The sequence below is a fragment of the Mesorhizobium sp. M4A.F.Ca.ET.050.02.1.1 genome, assembly GCF_003997725.1.
Classification (GTDB): Bacteria; Pseudomonadota; Alphaproteobacteria; order Rhizobiales; family Rhizobiaceae; genus Mesorhizobium.
The window spans coordinates 1-6,549 of record NZ_RZSG01000319.1; the positions used below are offsets into that span (position 1 = coordinate 1).

Annotated in this window: 3 protein-coding genes, 1 tRNA gene and 1 pseudogene; 3 read left to right on the forward strand and 2 right to left on the reverse strand. The window is 64.3% G+C overall.

What is annotated here, in order from left to right; all coding sequences use genetic code 11:
- The 3 genes from EOA33_RS20040 to EOA33_RS20050 all read left to right on the forward strand — a co-directional run.
- The coding region (locus tag EOA33_RS20040; RefSeq protein WP_148670643.1) for an HAD hydrolase-like protein at positions 1-208 on the forward strand (208 nt) is incomplete at its 5' end.
- A 129-nt stretch (positions 209-337) separates the two neighbouring features.
- A tRNA-Val gene (locus EOA33_RS20045) sits at positions 338-412 on the forward strand.
- Positions 413-575: 163 nt separating this feature from the next.
- On the forward strand, positions 576-1,262 hold the full coding sequence (locus EOA33_RS20050; protein ID WP_126054524.1) for a Crp/Fnr family transcriptional regulator: 687 nt from the start codon (positions 576-578) through the stop codon (positions 1,260-1,262).
- Between the two features lie 29 nt (positions 1,263-1,291).
- On the opposite strand, the gene EOA33_RS20055 is transcribed toward EOA33_RS20050, so the two are convergent.
- Both EOA33_RS20055 and EOA33_RS20060 read right to left on the reverse strand, forming a co-directional pair.
- Positions 1,292-5,545 carry a cytochrome P450 gene (locus EOA33_RS20055; RefSeq protein WP_127406375.1) on the reverse strand — a complete coding sequence of 1,418 codons (4,254 nt, stop codon included), beginning with the start codon at positions 5,543-5,545 and terminating at the stop codon, positions 1,292-1,294.
- A gap of 128 nt (positions 5,546-5,673) precedes the next feature.
- Positions 5,674-6,549, reverse strand: a pseudogene (locus tag EOA33_RS20060) (adenylate/guanylate cyclase domain-containing protein); the annotation flags it as partial.

Here is a 6,549-nt window from a genome sequence, read left to right on the forward strand (position 1 = left end):
GGCCGGCGGCGATCCGCAGCGCGCGCTGATGGTTGGCGATTCGCAGACCGATATCGACACCGCCAAGGCCGCCGGCATTCCGGTGGTGGCGGTCGATTTCGGCTATACCGATCGCCATGTCAGGGAATTCGAGCCGTCGGCCGTGATCTCGCATTTCGATGCGCTCACCCTCGGCCTGGCCGAGCGGCTGATCGACGCCGCGCGCTGAGCAAAAAGGGGGGCCGTACCGGCCCGCCGATCCGCAAATACGATCCTTGCAGCATGAGCGTCACATCGCCTTGACTTCGGCAGCCTGCCTCCCTTATATCGCGGCTCGCTTGGCCTTCGGGCAACGAGCGGGCGATTAGCTCAGCGGGAGAGCACACCCTTCACACGGGTGGGGTCGCAGGTTCAATCCCTGCATCGCCCACCATCCCCCTGCCGCCTCAAATTGCGATCCGCATGATCCAGGCAGGATCTTTTCTCTCTCAAATTGGTGAAGCCTCATACTCGTCGTGGCACGGTTGAACGCTGGGGCTTTGACGCCGTCCTCTGTTGCCGTAAACTTCAGCCAGGGTGGCAATCGGGACATCAACATGGCTTTCGCCAGCGCGAACGACAGGAACGACCTGCCGCGCCTTGCGCGGATCGATCCAGGTCAGTTCGATCTTCTGTTCAGCGGTTGCAAGGTCGAGCGCTATGCGGCCGGCCAGCATCTGTTCGTCCAGGAGGATTCCGCCGATCGCATCTACGGCGTGATGAGCGGCTCGGTGGAAATCTCGATCTACTCGCCGGGCGGCCAGAAGCTGGTGGCCAATATCGAGCTGTCGCGTAGCCTGGTCGGCGAGATCGGCGCGCTCGACGGGCGCCCGCGCACGGCAACCGCCATCTGCCTCACGGCTTGCGAACTGGTCTCGCTCAGCCGCACGCAACTCTTTGACCGTATTGAGAAAAACCCGTCTCTGGCGCGCGCCATGATCGACTTGCTGTGCGCACGGCTGCGCTGGGTCAGCGGCGAGCTTGGCGACCAGGCCTTCTTCGGCATCGAGGCCCGGCTGGCGAAACGTCTGGTGTTCCTGGGCGGCGTCATGGCCGATGGGGCCGGCTGGATACCGATATCGCAATCGGAGCTGGGCGAGTTCCTCGGCGCGACGCGCGAGTCGGTCAACAAGACGCTGAACGACTGGCGCAGCCGCCGGATCATCGAGATCAAGCGAGGTGGCCTGCGCATAACCGACGCCAGGGCGCTCGCTACCATTGCCGAATCGCAGGACGACGACTGAGGGCGTCATTCGGCGATGCGGCACCCGAATCAGAGCCGCGAGATCAGATAGCGCAGCGCGGATTTGCTCGGCATGAAGAAATAGCCGCCTCCCCGCGTGGTGACGAATTGCGGTATTCCCTTCAGGACCGTGACGCCTTCCCAGGACGGGATGGTGAACCTGCCGTCGCAGGTGCGCGAACCGATCGTCGGATCCTTTTCACCGACCAGCCCCTGGAACGAGGTCGATGAGACCCAGGTCTGCTGCATGAATTCGTACTGGCGCTCGATGTCGGCGTTGAGGCACATGAAGAGCAGGCCCTTCTCGACCTTCGCGCCCTTCCGGTCCTGCTTCTGGTAGGAACGGCCGACGCGGATGATGCGGTGGCGCTTGCCGATCTGGATCTGCGTCTCGCGGTCTTCGCCAAGCGAGTCGCGCGGATTGGAGCGGCGTATGTGAGCGCCAAGCGGGCAACGATGCCCCTGCGGGTCCTCGACGCCGAGGGTGAAATCATTGTCGACGCCGCGTCCGGCGCGGCCGTCTGGGTTGCGCACCAGCGAACTGCCGTCCGGCCAGCGGCCGAGCATCTTGGCGGCCACCCAGCGCGGCGTGATCGCCGGATTGCCGGTCTCGCCCGCCACTTGCGCGGCTGCCGCCTTGCAATAATCGTCGAAGCGCTCGACGTGCTGCTCGAACTGGCGCACGACCAGAAAGGAGCCATTGCGGCCGAAATCGTGCGGCGGGGGGGGCAATCCGGCGATCTGCCGGTTGCGGCGCACCGCTGACAGGATACCGGAGCGGTCCTGCGCGGCCGGGACGGACGGCGAAGCCGGGTAGAAACCGTGCTCGTCGCGATAGCCGAACAGGAATTCGCCTGGCGCGACCAGATGCATGGGTGCAGCACCCGCATTTGCGCGCGCCGTGCCGCGCACGATCGGCTGCGACACGCCGTCGACGAAGCCGAAATGCTCGACGGCGCGCTTGCCTTCCCGCTTGACCGCGAGCGGCAGTTCCGAAACCAGCACCATCCCCGCGCTCGATGTCTTTTTCTTCAGCGCGGCAAGTTCGGCCTTCAGGATCTCGGGGCTTTCGGCATAGCAGACGACGACGGCGTCCACCGGCTTCTGCAGTGAACCCCATTGCCATTTGTCGGGAACGCTGTCGCCGAGATCGTCCAGGATGCGGCTGCGTTCGGGATTGCCCATGCCGTGGCGAAAGGCGACAGGAAACGTGCCGAGCGGATCGCCCTCGACGCCGCCGTCCAGTCCGAGGCGGCGAAGGCCGTCAGGACCGAATGCCAGCGTCATGGCGCGCTCGCGCGGCACCCCATCGCCAAAACTCGCGCGGGCAACGACGAATTCGAGCCAGGCCCTGCGGCTCGCCCTGGACAGGGTTTGCGGTATGGCGATCGCCATCATATGCGCGTGCGCCAGCGACCCGAACGGACCGAAGAAGATGGACTGGATCTCGCCGGTTTCCAGCTGTTGCTCGAGAGGCGGCGGAAAGGCCGAACTGATATTGGCCAGCAGCGAGGTGGTCTTTTGAACGGTGGTTCTTTCGGTCGCCAGCCGCGGCAGAGAACCGAACAGGCTCAGCCAGTCGCGCGCCTCGTTGTCGGTGGCCGAAGCAATGCCGCGCCTGATCCGGGAATTGATCCGGATGGCCGCGGTGTTGAGCTCGCGGTAGGCCGAATACCAGAACAGAGTCGGCACCTGCTGCCGCCGTGCCCAGCGTTTGAACCGGTCGCCGTCGCGCGCGCCATCGAGGAAGAGCCATCGCGTGCGGGGATAGCCTTCGGTGTTGCTCCACACGCCGGTGAGCCCGGAAGCAGCCTCGGCGATGAAATCCTCCAGGTAGCTTTCCCAGCTGCCGCCATAGTTGGAGAAGAACATCAGCCTGTTGGTTCCGGGCAAAAGCACCCAGCGGGCGAAATGGATGGTGTTGATGGTGCCGAGGAAGCCCGGTCGAAACACTTTCCGCGCCGTGATCGAGATCAGATAGAAAGACAGCCGGAGCGCCAAACGTCGCAAGGTTCCGACCTTCATCGTCGAGATCGCCGTCATATGGTTCTGCGCTGCGCGATCCTCATGCACGATGATCTTGTCCAGCGCATCAAGGTCGACGGGCGTGTTGTGCGGACGGTCAATGTCTTCGAGGCGCCGTAACGCGATGAAGCAGACGCCAAGCGCCACAACTATCATCGCGATGAGCCCGAGCACGGCCAGCAGAAGCGCCGTGCCGGCAATTGCGATGGTGGTGAAGCTGAGGCCGCTCGGATCGCCGAACACCAGCTTGTAGGTCAGCTTCCAGCAGACGAGCACCACGACCGCGACGGCGACCAGCATCGGCGGCGCGAGCAACGTCGTGGTGATGGCCCGCCACCATTTGCCGGGCGGATTTTCGAGTTGGCTTTCGGCGGGCTGGAAAGCCCAGTCGAACCGACCCAGCGAACGGACATGCCGGCGGGCCTCGGCAAGCACCATGGCGGCATCGCCGTTGCCGGCGCGCGGCTGCTCGGCGATGCCGCGCACGGTGTCGGCAAGCTCGGCTTCAGCCAGGATGCGGCGGACCGAATGCCCCGGCGTGCCGGAAAACACCAGCCCGGCATTGCTGCCGAAGGACGGCGATATCTCGATATTGTGCCTGCGCAGGAAGTCGCTGAGCGAGCCGCCCTCGGGCAGGCCGCAGACGTCCTTGAAGATCGGCCGCAGCCGGTGGCCGATGGCCTGGGAGACGGCATCGATGACCTCGCTGGCGCTGCCGTCGCCGGAGATTTCGAGCACAAGCGCACCCTTCTCAAGACCGGAAGCGTCATCGATTTCGCCGGTGCCGGCGACGGCGAGGCTGGTGAAATGGATGATGGCGGAGATGTCGAGCGCGGCGCTGATCTCCTCGTTGGCCGGATTGCCGAGCGTGGCGACCTTGTCGCGGATGGCGTCCAGCGGCACGGTCCGGACGACCGGGCAGACCACAGTCACCATCGACTGGTCGACGGTGCGGCAAAGCGCCGGCTGCTCGAAATCGACCTTGAGGCTCTCCGGATAGGCGCCGATGTTGATTAGTCGCCCGGCCTTGCCCGGCGCGCGGCGCAATTTCTCCTTGCCGAACAGCGCGCGCAGGCTTTCGCCGATCTGGATCCTGGCGATCTCGGCGCCGATGCACAGATGGATGCCGTGGCCGAAGACCAGGTAATCGCGGTACGGACGCGTGGTGTCGAAATCGTTGGGATTTTGCACGGCCTCCGGGTCGAACATCGCCGACAGCGTGGCCGGCATCACCACCGTTCCCGCCTTCACCAGCCGCTCGCGGGGCGTGCCTTTGGCGATAACCGTGTCGCGTGAGGTGTAGCGCCAGGGGCCGACCCAGATCGGCTTGAAGCGCATGGCTTCCATGATGGCCCGGTCGAGCTTCGCCGTGTCGTTTTCGGCGAGCGCCGCGTCGATTGCCTGCCGCGCGTCTGGCCTGGACAGGATGACGTCCAGGCAATTGCCGCCGGCCAGCACGTTGGTCGGCACGAAGCCGGCGATCATGCCAAGCATGATGGAATGAATGTCCGGCCGCGACATGCGGCCCTGATCGAGCAGGGCAACGAGCCGCGCCAGCGGCTGCTCGTTCTTGGCGCCCTTTTCCCTGATCGCGTCGATGGAACGGTCGATGAGCTTGATCAGCCGGTCGCCCCCGACGACCGCGAGCTCGCGCGTGGCCGGTTTTGCCGTCGGATCGGAAAAGAACAGCGCGCTCAAGGCGATCGCCCAGTCGGCGAATTCGGATTCGTCGTCGATCTCCAAACCGAAATAGTCGCGGCAGATGTGCACCGGAACGATCTTCATCAGCCCGCCGATGGCGTCGAAGCCGGGGCTGGCGGCCGCCATGATGTCCTTGGAATGGCGCGCCGCAATCGGCCTGACCTTGGCCTCGACCTCGGCCGGCGGAAAGGCGCTCAGCACCGACGATTTCATCTGCCGGTAGGCGGCGCCGTCCTGCATGCCGAGGATGAAGTTCGAGCCGCGCGCCAGCTCGGCCATTTCCGGCCCGTAGGGCGTCTCGAACTCCTCGCCGCGCTCCAATATTTCGCGAACGTCGGCGTTCCTGGTGACGAGCAGGAAATTGCCGAAGCCAAGACTCGGCTTGAAGCGGCGCAGCAGCGCGAGGGCCCAGCGGGGATCGCCGAAGAAAAAGTTCGCGATGCGGGACGCCAAGCCCTTGGCGCGGAGCCGTTCAATGTCGAAAGGCGGCATTTCCGACAGCGGTCGCTGGCTTTTCTGGGCCGCGCGGACTTTATCGAAGTACTTTAACTTGATCATGCACGTTCAAGCCCCCCGGCTGTCCACCTCATTGCGATGCCGGCCGTCTCTTGGCCTATGGTCGCATCGGCTCGGAGTATGTGATTCTTTTCACAATCATCTGTGTCCAGCCCATCGCCTCCGCGAAATCACATCGCCGATCTTGCCAGTTCGAAATTGGCGATGAGGAATTCATTCGCGGCCTTGTTGGCGAAAGGTATCCAGCGCACCCGCTGCTCCGAGAAGTCCGGATGCCTGGTCGTGAAAATCGCCAGTTCGCGTTTGGCCTCATCGACACGGCCGCTGCGCATCAAGGCGCCGATCTTCAGGTATCGGGCGTAGAAATAGCCAGGCGACAGGTTGAGCGAACGATCGGCCGTGGCGATCACGGCCGGCCAGTTCTCGACGAAACTGTAGGCGACCGCCAGTTCCCCCAGATTGTGGAACCGGTAGAGATCGAAAGGACTCAGCCGCTCGGTATCGAGGAAGAACGGTATGGCGTCGGCGGCATCTCCGAGCAGAAGCTTGGCGCTGCCCATGGCCGAGCGCGCAAAGGCAAAGCTCGGGTTGATGTGCAGCGCTTCCTCGAGATGCTCGATCGCGGCCCGCGGCTGACCCCGCATGATATCGATGACGCCAAGATGGGCGTGCGGGCGCGCGTCCAGGCTGTCCATCAGCAAGGCCTTGCGCGCGTACTGCTCGACCTTGTCCAGGTCATCGCTGTCGCCAAAACGCAGCCACGCCCGCCAGAAATACCACCATGCCAGCTCGTTCAGCACGGCGCTGGAATTGGCGTCCTCCCGATAGGCCTTTTCGAAGAAATCCAGGGCGATTTCGGTATCGCCGCGCGTGCGCCGGTTCATGTGCCAGCGACCGCGTCGAACCAATTGCCAGGTCTCCAGGCTTTCCCACGGCACCTGGAAGGTGCGCGCCTGTTCGGCCCGGTCCACTTCCTTGTCGAGCATCGAGACGATCTCGCTGCCGATCTGGTCGCGCAGCTTGAAGATGTCGACGAGGTCGCGGTC

What these genes read in the sequence shown, in the direction of transcription:
- EOA33_RS20050 (WP_126054524.1), top strand. Translation starts at nt 576, where the DNA reads ATGGCTTTCGCCAGCGCGAACGACAGGAACGACCTGCCGCGCCTTGCG.
- EOA33_RS20055 (WP_127406375.1), bottom strand. Translation starts at nt 5,545, where the DNA reads ATGATCAAGTTAAAGTACTTCGATAAAGTCCGCGCGGCCCAGAAAAGC.